Annotated in this window: 14 protein-coding genes and 1 other annotated feature; of the genes, 12 read left to right on the forward strand and 2 right to left on the reverse strand. The window is 48.3% G+C overall.

Annotated elements, in window-relative coordinates:
• Positions 1 to 81: 81 nt before the first annotated feature.
• The gene (locus KIK04_RS11595; RefSeq protein WP_232278373.1) at positions 82 to 705 is read right to left on the reverse strand and encodes a YczE/YyaS/YitT family protein; all 624 of its coding nucleotides are present in this window, start codon (positions 703 to 705) and stop codon (positions 82 to 84) included.
• Between the two features lie 128 nt (positions 706 to 833).
• Here KIK04_RS11595 and KIK04_RS11600 point away from each other — a divergent pair, with 128 nt between their 5' ends.
• The 7 genes from KIK04_RS11600 to KIK04_RS11630 all read left to right on the forward strand — a co-directional run bounded on the left by KIK04_RS11600 (position 834) and on the right by KIK04_RS11630 (position 7,411).
• Positions 834 to 1,817 (forward strand): LacI family DNA-binding transcriptional regulator, encoded by a 984-nt coding sequence (locus tag KIK04_RS11600; protein ID WP_232278374.1) that lies wholly within the window; start codon positions 834 to 836, stop codon positions 1,815 to 1,817.
• Between the two features lie 64 nt (positions 1,818 to 1,881).
• The gene (locus KIK04_RS11605) at positions 1,882 to 2,706 is read left to right on the forward strand and encodes a TatD family hydrolase (RefSeq protein ID WP_232278375.1); all 825 of its coding nucleotides are present in this window, start codon (positions 1,882 to 1,884) and stop codon (positions 2,704 to 2,706) included.
• Between the two features lie 76 nt (positions 2,707 to 2,782).
• A complete protein-coding gene (locus KIK04_RS11610; RefSeq protein ID WP_232278376.1) occupies positions 2,783 to 3,460 on the forward strand; it encodes a response regulator transcription factor in 678 nt (225 codons plus the stop codon).
• The gene (locus KIK04_RS11615) at positions 3,457 to 4,974 is read left to right on the forward strand and encodes a HAMP domain-containing sensor histidine kinase (protein ID WP_232278377.1); all 1,518 of its coding nucleotides are present in this window, start codon (positions 3,457 to 3,459) and stop codon (positions 4,972 to 4,974) included. Before KIK04_RS11610 ends, KIK04_RS11615 begins: the two co-directional genes overlap by 4 nt.
• 58 nt (positions 4,975 to 5,032) lie before the next feature.
• Entirely contained in the window at positions 5,033 to 5,947 is a 915-nt protein-coding gene (locus KIK04_RS11620; RefSeq protein ID WP_232278378.1) for an ABC transporter ATP-binding protein, read from the forward strand.
• Positions 5,944 to 6,663: an ABC transporter permease gene (locus tag KIK04_RS11625; protein ID WP_232278379.1), complete on the forward strand. Its 720-nt coding sequence runs from the start codon at positions 5,944 to 5,946 to the stop codon at positions 6,661 to 6,663. Before KIK04_RS11620 ends, KIK04_RS11625 begins: the two co-directional genes overlap by 4 nt.
• A 22-nt stretch (positions 6,664 to 6,685) precedes the next feature.
• Positions 6,686 to 7,411: an ABC transporter permease gene (locus KIK04_RS11630; protein WP_232278380.1), complete on the forward strand. Its 726-nt coding sequence runs from the start codon at positions 6,686 to 6,688 to the stop codon at positions 7,409 to 7,411.
• A gap of 443 nt (positions 7,412 to 7,854) precedes the next feature.
• Here KIK04_RS11630 and KIK04_RS11635 read toward each other — a convergent pair whose 3' ends face one another.
• Positions 7,855 to 9,333, reverse strand: coding sequence for a Na+/H+ antiporter family protein (locus KIK04_RS11635; RefSeq protein ID WP_232278381.1), 1,479 nt, complete (start codon positions 9,331 to 9,333; stop codon positions 7,855 to 7,857).
• A gap of 275 nt (positions 9,334 to 9,608) precedes the next feature.
• Between KIK04_RS11635 and KIK04_RS11640 the strand changes: the two genes are divergently transcribed.
• The 5 genes from KIK04_RS11640 (at position 9,609) to KIK04_RS11660 (ending at position 16,157) form a co-directional block, all read left to right on the forward strand.
• Entirely contained in the window at positions 9,609 to 10,511 is a 903-nt protein-coding gene (locus tag KIK04_RS11640) for an iron-hydroxamate ABC transporter substrate-binding protein (protein WP_232278382.1), read from the forward strand.
• Between the two features lie 76 nt (positions 10,512 to 10,587).
• Entirely contained in the window at positions 10,588 to 11,598 is a 1,011-nt protein-coding gene (locus KIK04_RS11645) for a FecCD family ABC transporter permease (protein WP_232278383.1), read from the forward strand.
• Entirely contained in the window at positions 11,595 to 12,602 is a 1,008-nt protein-coding gene (locus tag KIK04_RS11650; RefSeq protein WP_232278384.1) for a FecCD family ABC transporter permease, read from the forward strand. Before KIK04_RS11645 ends, KIK04_RS11650 begins: the two co-directional genes overlap by 4 nt.
• Positions 12,603 to 12,664: 62 nt before the next feature.
• Positions 12,665 to 12,944, forward strand: a binding site (T-box leader).
• Positions 12,945 to 13,075: 131 nt separating this feature from the next.
• Complete coding sequence (ilvA, locus tag KIK04_RS11655) at positions 13,076 to 14,359, forward strand: threonine ammonia-lyase IlvA (protein WP_232278385.1); 1,284 nt, start codon at positions 13,076 to 13,078, stop codon at positions 14,357 to 14,359.
• A gap of 130 nt (positions 14,360 to 14,489) precedes the next feature.
• A complete protein-coding gene (locus tag KIK04_RS11660; protein ID WP_232278386.1) occupies positions 14,490 to 16,157 on the forward strand; it encodes a glutamine--tRNA ligase/YqeY domain fusion protein in 1,668 nt (555 codons plus the stop codon).
• Positions 16,158 to 16,248 lie beyond the last annotated feature (91 nt).

Here is a 16,248-nt window from a genome sequence, read left to right on the forward strand (position 1 = left end):
TTACTGAACAAGAAGAGAGCGATTTTTGTATCATTTGCCTACCTTGGCCCAGAATAATGGGCGCAAGAACCAAGTAACCTCTTAGGCCGATTGCGGCTGTTTCTGCGCCTTTTGCAGCACGCGTTCACCTACGTTGAGGGCTGCTTGAATAATCCAGCCCGTCGTAAACGACAGCACGATCGTGCCGAAATAAATCGGGCCATCTAGCGAGAAGCTCACAGCCAAAAAGATAAAGGCCAACATAATTTCCGTTTTGCGAAACGTCCATTTGGTTCGGTCGGACACAACGAGTACGAACGCTTCTTGCGGAGCTGTACTTACGCGCGAAGCGACATATATGCCGATCCCCGTTCCAATGCATATATTGCCGAGCACAAGTGTAAGCAGCTTAGGAAAGGAACGGATCATATCCATCAGCACCTGCACAGATCCGATTGCATCAACAAACACCGAAATCAGAATCATCGTCAATATCGTGCCGATTGTGAGATAGCTTTTGTCCATCACCCACACCACAATCGTAAACACGAAATTAATCATAAACATCCAGAAGCCTATACTAACGCCGAAGTTCTGAAACAAAGCGATAAACAGAGAATCGTACGGACTAAGCCCGAACGAAGTGACGGTGGTCATCATGTTGATGCCTAGGGCAAGAATAAGTAAGCCGCCAATAAAAAATAAGTGCTTTAATTGAATGCGCATAGTAACGATGCTCCCTTTTAATGACATACAACTTACTATAAACTGTGGTAACCTTTCCAGAGCAAGCGTTGAATTACAATTTACCTGTAGTCCCGTTATACTAAAGGGATGAGAAGGGAGACATTGACATGTACAATATTAAGCAAATCGCGCAAATGGCTGGCGTGTCCGTGTCTACGGTTTCTCGAGTCATTAACAACCATCCCTACGTAAACGAACAGAAACGAGCCGAAATTTTAAATATAATCAAACAATTCAACTATTTACCTAACTCAAATGCGATTCATCTCGTAACAGGGAAGACGAACGTCATCGGTGTCATCCTGCCGCTTGTTAGCAATCATTATTACAACTCCATTTTGGCTGGGATTGCGCAGCAAGCTACCCGCCATAACTATTATTTGATGGTGTGCCAGACCGACTATCGTGCGGATAAAGAGTTAGAAGTACTGGAAATGTTGAAAATGAAAAAGATGGACGGTGTCATTATGTGCGCCCATTTAAATGAATATGAAGCGATTGAGCCCTATACGCAATTTGGCCCTATTGTGACGTGTGAAATGACGAACTCGGAGCGTATTTCGAGTGTATATACCGATCACTACCGCAACTTTTTGATGGGCATGAATGTGTTAATCGAAAAAGGACATTGCCATATCGGTTACTGCATCGGCAGAGCGGACAGCCTCAATAGCCGTCATCGCAGACGAGCTTACTTCGATGCTATGCAGCGCATTGAGGTCGCCCCAGCGGCTGCGTGGGCATTTGAAGGCTGCATAACTTTCCAAGACGGCAGCGAGGTTGTGGACAAATGGCAGCACATGCAGCCGCAGACGCGCCCAACAGCGCTGCTGACCGCATGCACCCATATTGCGGCTGGCATTGTGACCGCGGCGAAGAAGCGCGGGATCGACATTCCTCGTGACCTAGCAGTAGTCGGCTGCGACGATCAACAGACAGGCGAATTGCTCGACATTACAACGGTTACGAATTCAAGCCGCGAAATTGGCGAGCAGGCTTTCGATTTGCTGCATGCTCAGCTTATTAACAAGGCGCAAGTCATTACAAAGCAGGAGCTGCGCCCGCAGCTTCGGGAGAGACTTTCTACGTAACGCTTAGGCAACGCTTACGGAATTAAAAAGGAATGATTATCCGATCGTTTAAGGAGATGTAAGTATGCAAAGCAGCCATGTAGATATTACAAAGAAGTCGGCATACGTCGATGCGCATATTCATTTGGATACGTATTCAGGGGCAGCACAAGCAGCGATCATTCAGCTGCTTGAAGACGATACACTTCCGCTTGATTATGTCGTAGCGGTCTCGATGGGGCTTAAGTCTAGCCAAGCGACGCAAGCATGGGCACGTCGTTACCCGCAGCGGGTGCTGCCTGCATATGGTTTCCATCCGGAGCAGGCGCTGCCAACGGATGCCGAAGTGGCAGAACTGCTGGCTTGGATGGATGTCCACCAAGCAGAGATGGCTGCGGTAGGTGAAGTGGGGTTGCCTTATTACGAGCGGGAAGCGGCGGCAAAGCAAGGGAATGTATTTAGTCGCGAGCCCTACGTGGAGCTGTTAGAGCAATTTGTTCAGCGGGCGGCTGCTTGGAACAAGCCCATTGTGCTGCATGCCGTCTATGACGACGCGCCGCTAGTATGTGATTTACTAGAGCGGCATAACGTGCGCAAAGCGCATTTTCATTGGTTTAAGGGGGACGCCGATACGGTAGAGCGGATGGCTGCTAACGGCTATTTTATTTCGTTCACACCGGATATTACATATGAGGAAGACATTCAAGCGCTAGCACGACGCTATCCGATTACGCAAGTCATGACCGAAACGGATGGGCCATGGCCGTTTGAGGGTGAGTTCACTGGAACAGTTACGGTTCCAACCATGGTCCGTGATGTGGCGGCATATTGGGCCCGACTGCAAAGGATAACAGAACAGGAAGCCGCCGTATTGCTGCGAGAAAATGCACGCTGCTGCTACGGATATTAAAGCAACAACCATCTGTTCATGTATACGTTTCAACACAAATCACCTTGATTCAGAGACGATGGGAGAGAATTGCGCCATGACAAAACAAAAGTTGTTATATATTGAAGATGACCGTGAAATTGGCTCATGGACGAGCGCGTACTTAATTGATCGAGGCTACGATGTCCACTGGCTGACCTCTGGGGAACAAGCTCTCCAAGTTATAGGCGGATGTGATCTCGCTATTTTAGACGTGATGCTACCAGGTTTAGATGGATTCACAGTCGGACAGCGGCTAAAAAAGGAGTTCCCGCATACGCCTATCCTCATGCTATCTGCGCGCACCGCCATTGACGATAAGTTGCACGGATTGCAGTTTGCCGACGATTACGTAACGAAGCCGTTTCATCCTGATGAGTTAGCAGCAAGAATCGAAGTGCTACTGCGCCGTTTCGAGAAACAGACACCTGCCATGATCAAGCTCAAGCACTTACACATATACCTCGAAGAGAACCGCATCGTAGACAACAACACAGAGACTGAAATTGCACTTACAGGCAAGCAATATCATATTTTTTCGTATCTGCTGCGCCATCCGAATCAAATTTTGACGAAAGAACAGCTTTATGAAGGCGTATGGGGCGCGTCTTACATCGATGGCGATAAGACACTCATGGTACATATTCGACACTTGCGAGAAAAGCTAGAACGCAATCCTGGGGAACCAGACATTATTGAAACGATACGCGGCATCGGCTACCGAGTGAAGCAATGAAGCTGGAACAGATGAAGGTTCCGTTCTTTCGCTCGATGCTAGCTAAATATATGCTTATTGTGTTGGGCGCACTTTTGGTGTGGCCGCTTGTATTTCCGATTACCGCCCTTATCACGAATTTACCGCTTTTGTTATCCGACCAGAATGATCATGAAGCGAAAAATATTTATGCCAATGGGGAAAGGATAGAGCAGGAATGGCATCAAACTGCTGGCAAGCTCAAGGCTATCGCTCCTGAGGAGATTAAGCTCGCATTGCATGAAATGAAGCGCCAGTATCCGAAGGCGCAGTTTTTCTGGGTGGACAGTACGGGACACACGCAGCTTGCGCTGCCGGAGCGAGGCGATCTGCCACAACAGTGGAGCGCCGCTGACAGTATTCATTTTGTGAAGCAAACGTATGATGGAAATCCCTTTACATCTATTGCATTCATCGGCAAAGACCCCAAGCAAGGCTTTATTGCCATCCAAATTGAGCGTTCCCTTATGGTAAAAGAAGATTCTTTATACGGAACGACCGAAATTGTCATCGTCATCGCGGTTATATTTATTGCTTTCGTGACAGCTTCTTGGCTGTTCTTCTATCATATGCGCAAGCGACTCGTCCATTTGGAGGAGGCCATGACGACAACAGATGATAGCGGATTTCCACACCCAGTCGAGGTTAAAAAATGGGATGAAATCGGACGCTTAGAGCAAGCGTTCAATCAGATGATTGGCGAGCTACATACGAGTCGTGAACGGGAGCGAGAAGAAGAGGAATTACGGAAAAAGCTAATTGCCAATTTGTCACACGATCTCCGAACGCCATTGACGACGATCAGGGGGCACGCCCACTCTTTGGGTGATGAAGTGCTGTCTGCAAAAGGAAAGCAGTCGCTCGCATTAATTGATGCTAAGGTGGATGATGTGGGGCAACTTGTAGACAATTTATTTTCCTACACCTTGCTCTCAGCAAAAAAGTACCCCTTTCATCCAGAGCGTCTTGATATCCTGCGCCTAGTTCGTACAAGCGCGGCAAGCTGGTATCCAATCTGGGAAAAAGAAGGACTGGAAGTACACGTCGATCTACCAGACGAACCTCTCATGTGGAATGTTGACCCGCTGTGGATGAAGCGAATACTAGACAACTTGTTTCAAAATATAATGCGCCACGCTGTCTCGGGGCGCTATATCGGCATTCGTGTGGAAGCTGCAGGGCGAGATGCGCAAGCCACGCATTCTCCGGTGGAAGCCGCAGGGCGAGATGCGCAGGCCACGCATCGTCCAAAGAAGCTCACAGGAGATGGCACACCGTCTGCACATCTCCCCGTACGTCATACATTGGCGCTTATCATAGAAGATCGAGGGCCGGGCATTCAGGCCGCATCGGAAGACAAAGGCGCGGGCATCGGCCTTACGATTGTGTCAATGATGATGCGCGAAATGGACTTGCAGTGGGAGCTGCGCAGTAGTGTGGACGGAACACAGGTGGTCTTTTTTCAACAAACAGACTTGAAATTAAACGAAACTTAAACATAGCGTACTCTTCGTTTAACCTGCCGGTTGTAAGCTAATTACCGAGGTGATAACGATGAGTGAAATGATGATTGAAACGGACGGTTTGACCAAGCAGTACGGCTCTCGTCGGGCGGTCGATAACGTGAAGCTGCAATTAAAGCGTGGTGACATATACGGATTTTTAGGCCCGAACGGGGCTGGGAAAACGACAACGATCCGCATGCTGCTTGGGTTAATTCGCCCGACAAAGGGCAATATTCGCATATTCGGAAAAGAGCTGCATCAGCAGCGTATGGAAATTTTGAAAAAGGTCGGTTCGCTTGTAGAGTACCCTTCTTATTATGGTCACTTAACGGCCATGGAGAACTTGGAGACCGTTCGACGCATACTGGATGTGCCGAAGTCGCGCATTAGTGAGGTACTGTCCATTGTGCGGCTTACACAGGAAGCTCGACGCCCAGTCAAAGGTTTTTCGTTGGGGATGAAGCAGCGTCTCGGCATTGCGACAGCATTATTAGGAAACCCAGAACTACTCATTTTAGATGAGCCGACAAACGGTTTAGATCCATCCGGCATTTTGGAAATTCGGGAACTGATCAAAAGCATGCCGCAGGAACACGGCATTACGGTACTCGTTTCTAGCCATCTGCTGAGTGAAGTGGAGCAAATGGCTAACCGCGTCGCTATTATTCAGCAGGGCCGACTCATGTTTCAAGATTCAATAGCAGCGCTGCAAAGTCGGGCGCAACACCGTGTGCGCCTTGTCGTGTCCGATCCCGAGCAAGCGTTTCGGACAGTGTCAGCTGCTGGATGTTCAGCCGAGCTTGAGAGCGGTGCTATTATGCTCGACAACATGACAGATGCGAAGATAGCTGCCTTAGTCGAGCAGCTTGTACATAAACGCCATGATGTTTATCGGGTAGAGGAAAAGCGCCAGTCGCTAGAGGATCTGTTCTTGGCGATGACGGGGAAGGAGAGCATACTATGATAGGCCTAGGCAGGGTGCTCTCCTCGGACTTCATTAAAATACGCCGTACATGGATATGGGTACTTATCTTTTTAGGTCCTTTTGGCGTCATTAGCTTGCAGGCGCTAAATTTCGGTATTCGATACGACTATTTAGTTACTAGGTATGCCTCTGATTTGTGGGGGGCTTTACTAGAACAAGTAAGTTCGTTAGCTATGGTAGCCCTGTTGTTCGGTATTACGCTTGTGGCTTCGATGATTGCGGGACTTGAGCATAAGCAACATAGTTGGAAGCAAGTGCTGGCGCTGCCTATATCGCGCACTAGTGTATATACATCAAAGCTGATCCTTTGCTTGATCCTACTGTTTGTTTCTTGCTTACTGCTAGTAGTGGGCACCGTTATCTTAGGCGTCGGGCTTGGCTTCGGTTGGGAAGTGCCTTGGACTAAGCTGTTGAGCAACTGCTTTTATCCGCTTGGAGCAGCAATGCCAATTGTAGCGCTTCAGTTATGGCTGTCTATCGTTGTGCGTAACCAAGCCGTGTCCTTAACGGTTGGCATTTTAGGAACCGTTGTCAGCTTATTTTCATTTGCAATGCCAGACTGGTTTCCTTATAAATGGATACACCTAGCTATTAAGAGCCATGTACCGGAGCATCTTGTTATGGCGGGGTTGGCGGCAGGAGCTATTGTCTATGGGTTCAGTGTCATTCACTTCTTCAGAAAGGACGTGAACTAGCATGGGATCGATAACTTCATTTATGAACTTACTAAGCTCAGAATGGATTAAGCTGCGCCGATCAAACATTTGGCTGCTCATGTTCGTAAGCCCAGCCCTAGCCGCGCTGATCGGCTTGATGTATAACGTGGGTAGCGATGAGCAGATGCAGTGGCCAATGTTGTTGTCTGTTATGGGTGCAGCCCACGTGCTATTATTTTTGCCTCTTTTGGCGGGCGTATTTTCGGCCTTCGTCTGCCGCTACGAGCATGCAGGCGGCGGATGGAAGCAGATGCTGGCGCTGCCTATGTCGCGCAGTAGCTTGTACATAACGAAGATGCTACTTGTCAGCTTCATGCTGCTGGTGACACAGCTACTATTTATTAGCGGTGTCGTGGCTATTGGCTGCTTGCGCGACTTCGCAACGCCTGTACCTTGGGCGGAGCTTGTGCGCAGTGGCTTCAACAGTTGGGTGGCTACATTGCCGCTTGCCGCGCTGCAAATGTTCGTCTCCGTAGCGTGGTCCAGCTTTGCCGCACCTCTGGCCATTAATGTCATGCTGACAATGCCGAATTTACTTATCGTCAATTCGGAGAGATTCGGCCCGTTTTATCCATGGGTCCAGCCTGCATTGTCAATGCTGCCACGCGAGACGCACAGCTACGGAGCTTTTAATGTATCGATGGAGACGTTACTTCTCGTTATCATTGGCGGTTTTGTCGTATTTTTTGTGGGTGGATTAACTTACTTTCAGCGAAAGGAAATATAACGGTCAGGATGCCTTCGATGATAATGATGTCAGCTGTCCGTCAATTATGTGATGTGCACCAGATATGTTTCAGATGTCCGTCGATCGTGTGATGTACTCCAAATGTGCTTTAGATGTCCTCTAGTGGTAGAAAAACAACAAAATGTCTATACAAAAGAGGACAACAGGGGGATATAAGATAGGCTGCGTTAATCGGAAGTGGGTACGGTGCGTGTATCTATATGTAGTGCTCTAATTTGGATTTATGCACTAGATATATGATATGGATGAGGCGGTCGAGTAGAGGCAGCTTAGGCTTTAATACATCCTAGATCCAAAAAGCTGTCCACTATTTGAAAGACACTGAACCTTGTAATTCCATACAGGAAGGACAAGTGCAGTTCACATTCCCAACATACAAAAAAGGCGGCCGATTATGATGATGTAATCGGTCGCCTTTCTATTTATAGCACCATTGCGGCTATAAAGCCGAAGATGAGTAGCGGGATGTTGTAGTGCAAAAATGTAGGCACACATGTATCCCATATGTGGTCGTGCTGGCCGTCCGCGTTTAGCCCCGCGGTTGGACCTAGCGTGCTGTCCGAGGCAGGCGAACCTGCATCGCCCAGTGCAGCGGCGGTGCCGATCAGCGCGACCGTTGCTAGCGTACTGAAGCCGAGTGCAGCGCACAGCGGCACGAAGACGGTAGCGATAATCGGCACGGTTGAGAATGACGAACCGATGCCGAGCGTGACGAGCAAGCCGATGGCTAACATTAAGATGGCGGCAAGCGCCCGATTGTCGCCAACGGCACCAGCAGTAGCTTCTACAAGGGTGTTAATATGCCCTGTAGCGCGCAGTACAGCGCCAAATCCGGCCGCTGTCATCATAACGAAGCCGATGTAAGCCATTGAGCGCATGCCGTCCGTAAATACGCGGTCGGCATTTTTCCAGGCAACAGCACGTGTGAGGAGCAGGACAGCAAGGCCAGCGGCAGCGCCATAAATCATCGAGCCAGTACTAAGTTGTACGGCTAACATGGAGATAACGGAGCCCAGCCCAGTAGCTGCAATCCAACGATCATGAGATTTTGCTTGCTTGTCGGTACCAACGCTTGCGCCTGTAGCGGTTCCTATGGCTGCTCCGGTTGCTGCATCAGCACCTGTTCCCGCACCAACAATTGCACTAGTACCTGTTCCTTTTTCTGCACCAACAAATTCTTCGCGAGTTGTATCATGTTCACCGCTTGCTTTCGCATGTACCATATTTCCCGTACTGTCGCTATATACACGCTGCTTCCGATAGGAGAACGCAAGCGCTACGACGAGACCGACGGCCATACCGAGCGTCGGCAGGAGCATCGCTTGCGGCAGCATAGCTGCATCAACGGTAAGTCCGTTCTGTGTCATGTTTGTGGCTACCGTATCATGAAAGATGGCGCCGAATCCTACAGGCAGTAGCATGTAGGGGGCAATTAAGCCGAACGTCAGCGCGCTGGCTGCTGCGCGTCGATCAATTCGTAGCTTGTTGAACAGCACGAGCAACGGCGGAATTAACACCGGAATGAACGCGATGTGCACTGGAATCGCGTTCTGCGACAGGCAGGCGATCAGCGCAATCGCTGCCAACACAATCATCCGCGCGGCCATGCTAGGTACCTCGGCGCGTTGCTTGCGGCTAATCAGCCGTACAGCACCGTTCACGAGCCGCTCCGGTAGGCCGGTATCCGCTAAGCCTGCGGCGTAAGCGCCAAGTAGCGCGTAACTCAGCGCGAGGCCAGCACTATTTTTAAGTCCTTCTGTAAATATTCCAGTCATGCCAGCAAAATTAAGGCCCCCAGTAAGTCCACCTACCAGCGTGGCGACGAGCATCGCTAGCACGACGTTTACACGCAATAAGCTTAAACCGAACAAGACGCCTAACGACAATAAGACAGCATTCATAATCAGTTCCACCTTAAACGTTAGTATGATAACTTATTAAAACATGACCACTTTACCACGTCAATGCATAATACGATTTAAACTGTAACTTTTTGAAAATAAAGCTTACTTGTATATCATTTTCAATAAAGTAAATGCCATTCCCTTTTTTTTGTAGTTCCAGGCACTATTGACATCCCGCATGGTTGCCATTATATTAATTATCAGATTGTAAATGATAATCATTATCAAACATTATCAGACGTTGTCACAATAAGATTTCAAGGGAGCACACCATGAAAAAAGTATACATTCCGTTTCTATTCATCATGCTACTCATTATGAGTGCTTGTAATAGTACGCCAGCTAAAGAAAGCCAAGCAACCACCATCACGTACCAATCTGAAAATGGGCCGGTTGTCGTTCCTGCTGATCCTAAACGCGTTGTCGTTTTGTCATCCTTTGCGGGTAACGTGATGTCTTTGAACGTTAATCTTGTTGGTGTGGATACATGGACGATGAAGAATCCACGTTTTAAGGACAAGCTAACGAATGTAGCTGAAGTGTCGGATGAGAATATTGAGAAAATTATTGAATTGAACCCGGATCTCATCATTGGACTATCCAATGTCAAAAATGTTGAGAAACTGAAGGCGATTGCACCTACTGTCACATACACGTACGGTAAAGTGGATTATTTAACCCAGCACGTCGAGATCGGTAAACTTCTCAATAAAGAGAAGGAAGCACAAGCATGGGTTGATGATTTCAAGCAACGTGCACAAAAGGCCGGAACAGACATTAAAGCTAAGATCGGTGAAGATGCAACTGTATCTGTTATCGAGAACTTTGATAAGCAGCTTTACGTATACGGCGACAACTGGGGCCGCGGCACTGAAATTTTGTATCAAGAAATGAAATTGAAGATGCCTGAAAAAGTAAAGGAAATGGCGTTGAAGGATGGCTACTACGCGTTGTCACTTGAAGTTCTTCCTCAATATGCAGGAGACTACATCATTTTCAGCAAAAATAAAGAAGCAACGGTTGCGTTCCAAGAAACGAATACGTACAAGAACATTCCAGCCGTGAAGAACAATAAAGTGTTCGAAGCGAATATGATGGAATTTTATTTCAATGATCCGTTAACGCTTGAATTACAATTAGACTTCTTTATTAAAAGCTTTCTCGGCAAAAAATAATCGTAAGAGGGGGAATTCTTAAATTTAAGAATTCCTCTTCCTTTATTTTATAACAGAAAGATGAGCGAAGAGACCAATGACAATACATAAACGACGTTCCATTCCATTTGGCTATAAACTTTTTGCCGGCTTTCTCTCACTGGTGGCGATATTTGCGTTAGCTATGGTTGTTGGGGCAGCAGATACTTCTATACAAGAAGTATGGTTAGCTTTAACTACTCAAGCCGTAGGCGATTCGATGTCCATTATTCGAGAAATCCGTTTACCACGGGAAATCGCGGCCATCGTTGTTGGCGCTGCGTTGGCGATAGCAGGCGCTATTATGCAAGGCATGACACGAAATCCGCTTGCTGATCCGGGCTTGCTCGGCTTAACTGCTGGGGCACACGCGGCCTTAGCGATCGCGCTTGCTTGGCTGCCTACTGCCAATTACATAACGATCATCGTTGCTTGCTTTATCGGTGCGGGCGTCGGAGCCACTATGGTGCTTGGCATCGTATCCATTAAAAAGGGAAACATGTCCCCTTTCCGAATTGTACTCGCAGGAGCGGCTGTGACCGCATTATTGAACGCTATCGCTGAGGCGATCGGCATTTATTTTAAACTTTCAAAAGATGTTTCTATGTGGACGTCAGGAGGCCTCGTCGGCACCTCATGGAAGCAGTTAGAATTTATCGTTCCTTTTATTATAGTGGGGATTGTCATTGCCCTGCTTCTTTCCAAACAGCTTACGATTTTAAGTTTAAGTGACGAAGTGGCTGTTGGCTTGGGGCAAAATACAAAACTAGTTAAAGCGATTTTGTTTATTGTCATTATTTTGCTTGCGGGCGCTTCTGTTGCACTGGTCGGAAATATGATCTTTATCGGACTTATGATTCCTCATATTGCACGTGCATTAGTCGGAACAGACTATCGCTTTATTGTCCCGATGTCCGCCATACTAGGGGCTAACTTTATGTTGTTCGCCGATATGCTTGGCCGTACGATGAACATACCGTACGAAACGCCAGTAGCTTCAATCGTGGCCATGATGGGCTTGCCCTTCTTCCTATTTATTGTGCATAAAGGAGGCAAATCATTATCATGATTCACACTGCATTACTTAAGAAACAGCGCTTCATCTTAGGGGGCCTATCGGCGCTTATTATTGTCACAATCGTAATCGGGATGGGATGGGGCCCCGCGTCTCTATCTTACGATAGACTACTGCCAACCCTGCTCGGCCAAGGCACTTTCAAAGAGGATTTTGTCCTCTTTTCCATCCGTTTGCCGCGCATTATGATTACGCTGCTGGCAGGCGCTGCACTAGCCTTGTCGGGCTCTATTTTACAAGGGGTTACGCGCAATGATTTGGCTGACCCTGGTATTTTAGGCATTAACGCAGGTGCAGGCGTAGCGATATCCGTGTTCTTTTTATATGTACCGATCGACGTGGGGACATTTGTGTATGTGCTTCCACTCGTTGCTTTTGCGGGAGGCTTGCTGACAGGATGTCTGATTTACGTATGCTCCTACCATCGGCATGAAGGGCTTCAGCCCGTAAGGCTCGTGCTTACGGGGGTTGGATTTGCTTTTGCTTTTGCCGGACTAATGGTCGTCCTTATCTCATCGGCAGATCGTGAGAAAGTGGACTTTATTACGAAATGGCTTGTCGGCAACATTTGGGGCTCGGATTGGCCATTTGTGTGGGCCTTGCTGCCGTGGTTAATCGTATTGATCCCGTTTACGCTGTATAAAGCGAATAGACTGAACATTCTTGCGCTAAATGAGCATGTAGCAGTTGGGCTTGGTCTATCGGTTGGGAAGGAGCGAGTAATCCTCCTGTTAACGGCCGTAGCGTTAGCGGCTTCTGCTGTATCGGTCACGGGAGGCATCGCTTTTGTCGGTTTAATTGCTCCGCATATTGCGAAAGCTTTAGTCGGGCCAAGACATCAGTTCTTTATTCCGGTCGCCATTTTGATTGGTAGCTGGCTCTTATTGTTCGCCGATACAATAGGGCGTAATATCGCTTCTCCTGATGGCGTTCCAGTCGGCATTATGGCTGCTTTTATTGGCGCTCCGTACTTTATTTATTTGTTGATGAAAAAATAGCAGACAACCATTGACACGAGGATTACAGGAAGTCCATAATTAGTACCAATATTAAGGTTCGACTATGATCCATGACGAGAACGAGTAAGCTTTGACGCAGTCTCCAGAGAGTCGACGGACGGTGCAAGTCGATGGCTGACAGAGCTGAATATCATCTCCGAGATTCCGAGCTGAACAGCGGCTTGCGCACGTAGGCGCAGCAGTAAGCTTGGACGGCTGTCCCTCGTTAACGGGATGCGCGTCACAACGCGGCCAAGCGCCGTATAAGCCCTGCTTCTGGATCGAAGTAAGCGCGGTTTATGCGGAATTAGGGTGGTACCACGAGATCAACTCGTCCCTTGTTGGGGCGGGTTTTTTTGCGTCTTTGGGCGGTGCGTGAATGGAACATTCCTGATGTCATGATTAACAACTGCTATCGCGCGGGCTACCTATCGCGATGACTTAAACACAGAGATGAAGGGACGGCTAGAGAGATGGAGACGACGAAAAGTAAGAAGGACACTGTACTGACACCTGCTGTAACGATGGAGCACGTAGTACGTGCGCATCACGTATTAAAGGAAGTCATCGTCCGGACGCCGTTGCAGCGTGATGCGGTGTTGTCGGCAAAGTATGATTGCAACGTGTACTTAAAGCGGGAAGACTTGCAAATCGTCCGCTCGTTTAAAATTCGCGGAGCGTACAACATGATACGCCATCTTTCGCAAGCCGAGTTGGATCGTGGCATTGTGTGCGCAAGCGCGGGCAATCACGCGCAAGGTGTAGCTTATTCGTGCCAGACGCTGCAAATTCGCGGCACGATCGTGATGCCAAGCACGACACCGAGCCAGAAGGTAGCGCAAGTGAGGCGTTTCGGCGGCTCGTTCGTGAATGTCGTGCTGACAGGCGACACGTATGATGACGCCTATGAGGCAGCGATGGCCATTTGTCATGAGGAAGGTAGCACGTTTATTCACCCGTTTGACGATCCGTATATCGTGGGCGGGAACGGTACGGTTGGCATGGAAATTATGGAGTCACTCGACGTTCCAGCCGATTACGTATTTGTGACGATAGGTGGCGGTGGCCTGGCAGCGGGCGTCGGCACGTACGTGAAGACGGTTAGCCCAAGCACGCGTGTCATCGGGGTAGAGCCAGCAGGTGCAGCTTCCATGACGGCTGCATTGGAGCGTAAGGAAGTCATCACACTTGAGCATATCGATAAGTTCGTAGACGGCGCAGCGGTTAAGCGCGTGGGCTCGTTGACGTATGAAATTTGTTCCCAAGTGCTGGACGATGTCATTCAAGTGCCCGAAGGTAAGGCGTGTACGACGATTCTTGATTTGTACAATCAGAATGCGATTGTCGTTGAGCCAGCTGGTTCCTTAACGGTCGCAGCACTTGATTTATACCGAGAGCATATTCGCGGCAAAAATGTAGTCTGCGTCATTAGCGGTGGCAACAACGATATTGATCGGATGCAGGAAATTAAAGAGCGTTCGCTTATGTATGAAGGGCTGAAGCATTATTTTATGATTAATTTCCCACAGCGTGCAGGTGCTTTGCGGGAGTTCTTGCAGGATGTGCTCGGTCCGAATGATGACATAGCGCGTTTTGAATATACGAAGAAGCATAATAAAGAGAACGGTCCTGCTTTAGTTGGCATCGAGCTGGCACAGGCAGAAGATTACGATGCGCTGATCGAGCGTATGCGTAAAAAAGGCTTCCAATATACCGAGCTGAATAAAGATTTGAACTTGTTCAATATGCTCGTATAAATGGAATGACCGCTCGTTGACGTTGGTGGAGAAATTGGGCGTCTTGCTCCGGCGGTTCACTGTTGAACTCCACGAATGTAACAGGTATAGTAGTAAGCAAAGCGTTATAGGGAAGAGAAAGGTTGATTTTATGGTAGACAATACATCGAACAACACATCTAACTTTATTCGCAACATCATCGTTGACGATCTGGAAGCAGGTCGCGTAGACAAAGTCATTACGCGCTTCCCACCAGAACCTAACGGTTATTTGCATATCGGGCATGCGAAATCCATTTGCCTGAACTTTGAATTGGCACGTGAGTTCAAGGGACTCGTCAATCTTCGCTTTGACGATACGAATCCGTTGAAGGAAGACACAGAATACGTTGAAGCCATTAAGGAAGACGTAAAATGGCTCGGCTACGATTGGGATGGCTTGTTCTTTGCATCCGATTATTTTGAAGAGATGTACAACCGTGCTGTGCTTCTTATTAATAAGGGCAAAGCTTATGTGGATGATCTTACATCCGATCAAATTCGTGAGACGCGTGGCACGTTGACTGAGCCAGGCAAGAACAGTCCGTTCCGTGACCGCTCGGTTGAGGAGAACTTGGACCTGTTCGAGCGTATGCGTAAAGGCGAATTCGGCAACGGAGAGAAAGTGCTCCGTGCTAAGATCGATATGGCTTCGCCAAACATTAACTTGCGCGATCCGATCATTTTCCGCATCGCTCATGCGACGCATCACAATACAGGTGACCAATGGTGCATCTACCCGATGTACGCATTTGCTCATCCGATTGAGGATGCTATTGAGAGCATAACGCACTCCATTTGTACACTTGAATTCGAAGATCAGCGTCCGCTGTACGACTGGGTCGTGCAAGAGACGGAGATGGAAGCGACTCCGCATCAGTATGAGTTCGCTCGTCTGAACATCACGAATACCGTTATGAGCAAGCGCAAACTTAAATTGCTCGTGGACGAGGGTGTCGTTGATGGCTGGGACGATCCGCGTATGCCGACAATTTCCGGCTTGCGTCGTCGTGGCTTTACGGCGGAATCGATTCGCAACTTCTGCCGTGAAATCGGCGTAACGAAGAGCAACGGTACGATTGACTCCAAGTACTTGGATCACTTTATTCGTGAAGACTTGAAGCTGAAAGCGCCGCGTACGATGGGCGTATTGAAGCCGCTCAAAGTGGTTATCACGAACTATCCAGAAGGCCAAGTAGAGTGGCTTGATGCTGAAATCAACTCAGAGAATCCGGAAATGGGCATGCGCCAAATTCCGTTCTCGCGTGAAATTTATATTGAGCAAGATGACTTTATGGAGAACCCGCCGAGCAAGTATTTCCGCTTGTTCCCGGGCAACGAAGTACGTTTGAAGCACGCTTACTTCATTAAGTGCAACGAAGTCGTGAAGGATGAGAACGGCAATGTAATCGAGATTCATTGCACGTATGACCCTGAAACGAAGAGCGGCAGCGGCTTTACGGGCCGTAAAGTAAAAGGAACGATTCACTGGGTCGAAGCAACACATGCCGTACCAGCAGAGTTCCGTCTGTACGAGCCACTTATTCTTGATGAAGAGGAAGAGAGCGATTCTTCGTTCTTGGAGCGTATTAATCCAGATTCTCTTATCGCCGAGCAAGGCTTCGTTGAGCCGAACATGAAGGATGTAACAGGGCAAGACAAATTCCAGTTCTTCCGTCACGGCTACTTTAACGTAGATCCGAAGCATACGAAGGAAGACCACATCGTCTTTAACTTGGTTGTGTCGATGAAGAGCTCGTTCGTACTTCCAAAAGCATAAACAACGCACGATGATGCGGCCACACGCTTAAGGTAAAGTGAGAACTTACCTTGAGGCGGTGTGGCCGCTTTTTTGTGTAATAGTGTTCAAG

This window comes from Paenibacillus sp. 481 (genome assembly GCF_021223605.1).
Taxonomy (GTDB): domain Bacteria; phylum Bacillota; class Bacilli; order Paenibacillales; family Paenibacillaceae; genus Paenibacillus_B.

Coding starts and splice junctions, on each gene's coding strand:
- KIK04_RS11595 (WP_232278373.1), bottom strand. CDS start 705: ATGCGCATTCAATTAAAGCACTTATTTTTTATTGGCGGCTTACTTATT.
- KIK04_RS11600 (WP_232278374.1), top strand. CDS start 834: ATGTACAATATTAAGCAAATCGCGCAAATGGCTGGCGTGTCCGTGTCT.
- KIK04_RS11605 (WP_232278375.1), top strand. CDS start 1,882: ATGCAAAGCAGCCATGTAGATATTACAAAGAAGTCGGCATACGTCGAT.
- KIK04_RS11610 (WP_232278376.1), top strand. CDS start 2,783: ATGACAAAACAAAAGTTGTTATATATTGAAGATGACCGTGAAATTGGC.
- KIK04_RS11615 (WP_232278377.1), top strand. CDS start 3,457: ATGAAGCTGGAACAGATGAAGGTTCCGTTCTTTCGCTCGATGCTAGCT.
- KIK04_RS11620 (WP_232278378.1), top strand. CDS start 5,033: ATGAGTGAAATGATGATTGAAACGGACGGTTTGACCAAGCAGTACGGC.
- KIK04_RS11625 (WP_232278379.1), top strand. CDS start 5,944: ATGATAGGCCTAGGCAGGGTGCTCTCCTCGGACTTCATTAAAATACGC.
- KIK04_RS11630 (WP_232278380.1), top strand. CDS start 6,686: ATGAACTTACTAAGCTCAGAATGGATTAAGCTGCGCCGATCAAACATT.
- KIK04_RS11635 (WP_232278381.1), bottom strand. CDS start 9,333: ATGAATGCTGTCTTATTGTCGTTAGGCGTCTTGTTCGGTTTAAGCTTA.
- KIK04_RS11640 (WP_232278382.1), top strand. CDS start 9,609: ATGAAAAAAGTATACATTCCGTTTCTATTCATCATGCTACTCATTATG.
- KIK04_RS11645 (WP_232278383.1), top strand. CDS start 10,588: ATGACAATACATAAACGACGTTCCATTCCATTTGGCTATAAACTTTTT.
- KIK04_RS11650 (WP_232278384.1), top strand. CDS start 11,595: ATGATTCACACTGCATTACTTAAGAAACAGCGCTTCATCTTAGGGGGC.
- ilvA (WP_232278385.1), top strand. CDS start 13,076: ATGGAGACGACGAAAAGTAAGAAGGACACTGTACTGACACCTGCTGTA.
- KIK04_RS11660 (WP_232278386.1), top strand. CDS start 14,490: ATGGTAGACAATACATCGAACAACACATCTAACTTTATTCGCAACATC.